The organism is Thiolapillus sp., from assembly GCF_048562965.1.
GTDB lineage: Bacteria > Pseudomonadota > Gammaproteobacteria > Chromatiales > Chromatiaceae > Thiolapillus > Thiolapillus brandeum_A.
This window is the reverse complement of the sequence record NZ_JBHNMF010000650.1, coordinates 1-1,706: the sequence shown is the minus strand read 5'-3', so window position 1 is coordinate 1,706 and position 1,706 is coordinate 1. Positions and strand designations below refer to the sequence as shown.

At 42.1% G+C, this 1,706-nt stretch carries 1 protein-coding gene and 1 pseudogene; both read left to right on the top strand.

The genetic code is table 11. The annotated features are described in order from the left end of the window. A pseudogene (locus ACOCD2_RS18810) lies at positions 1-1,124 on the top strand (VirB4 family type IV secretion/conjugal transfer ATPase); the annotation flags it as partial. A gap of 13 nt (positions 1,125-1,137) precedes the next feature. Then, positions 1,138-1,706 (top strand): type IV secretion system protein (locus ACOCD2_RS18805; protein ID WP_293701664.1); only part of this gene is annotated, 569 nt, incomplete at its 3' end.

Genomic DNA, 1,706 nt, shown 5'->3' with positions numbered 1-1,706 from the left:
CAAATTTTAAAACTAACGGGCGGGAGCAACAAAAAGCCCTTGGTAACACAGGGATTATTGGCCCATCTGGTTCCGGTAAAACTGTAATACAAGCATTCCTTCTTGCTCAAGCGCAAAAATACCAACCTGTTTCAGTCGTCTTCGATAAAGACCGAGGGTTAGAATTATTTGTACGCGCAATGAAAGGGGAATATCTTGCACATATACCTGGAAAAAGTACGGGCTATAATCCATTTTTGCTTGAACCCACCCCAAGAAACATTCTCTTTTTAGAGGCATTTGTAAAAAAACTCACTCAAAACGATACCCCTTTTTCTGTTCAGCAAGAGGAAGAAATCAGTGCAGGGGTAAGAGCGACCTTAGACCTTTCTCCCAGGCAACGCCGCCTGTCCTCTTTATTGTCTTATCTTGATAAATCAGATAAGGAGGGCGTGGGTTCCAGGCTCAGAAAATGGTGTGAACTAACCGACACCGGAACGCATGGATCACTTCACTGGGTTTTTGACAATGTAGAAGACAGACTTGATTTTTCTAAAAACAAGCTGTTTGGTTTTGACATAACCCAATTCCTTGATGATCCCGTAATAAGAACCCCTATTGTCATGTACCTATTTCACCGCATGGATGAACTAATCAATGGGCAACGGTTTATCGGTTTCATGGATGAATTCTGGAAACTTCTTTTGGATGAATACTTTGAAGCCTTTGCCAACGACAAACTAAAAACCATCAGAAAATTAAACGGCTTGTTAGTGCTTGGCACACAAAGCCCGAAAGATGTTCTGAACTCACCCATTGCACATAGCATCATTGAGCAATGTCCGACAATGATTTATCTACCGAACCCGAAAGCCGACCCGAAAGATTACGTCGAAGGGCTAAAGCTCACCCGGCGGGAGTTCCATATCATTAAAGAAGAAATGCCCGAGGGTTCCAGGCGCTTTTTAGTCAAACAAGGGCAATATAGCGTTGTTGCAGAACTGAATCTAAGAGGCTTTAATGATGAACTGGCTATTTTGTCTGGTACGTCAGACACAGTAGAACTTGCGGAACAAATTATGAAAGAAGTTGGAACCGCCCCTGAAGTTTGGTTGCCAATCTTTCATCAACAGCGAAAAAGCTAAAGGGAGAAAAACAATGAAGAAATTTATATTATCAATATTATTTGTAGCATCTATCAACACCGCGAATGCTGGCGGAATCCCGGTATTTGATGGCGTGAACCTCGCTCAGAACATCCAGCAGGTTATGCACGCACTTGAAACAATTAATCAATTAAAAGAGCAACTGGACAAAATGAAGGAACAATTGAAGGTTGCAGAGGATGCATTAGCATCAATGAGTGATCCCAGAGGGTATGCCAGCATTATTCAATCCACGTATTCCATGGATACGGACGTGAATTATCAGGATGTATTTGACAAGTTCGACCTGAAATCTGATACCAGTGATTGGGAATTATCCACTGAAATCGCTCAATACTACACAGAGGGGAATAATAACGCCGCTTGGTATTATGAGAATGCCCAGGAATTGTTGGAAACGTCAAAACAGCGTGTAGTGAAATTAAGTCAACTTGTCGGAGCCGTTGACGGTACACAAGATCAGAAAGATGTCTTGGATTTACAAACCAGGACAGCCGGAGAGCTTGCTTTATTGCAAAATGAAAAAATAAAGCTTGAGGCAATAAAAGCACAGGCTGAAGC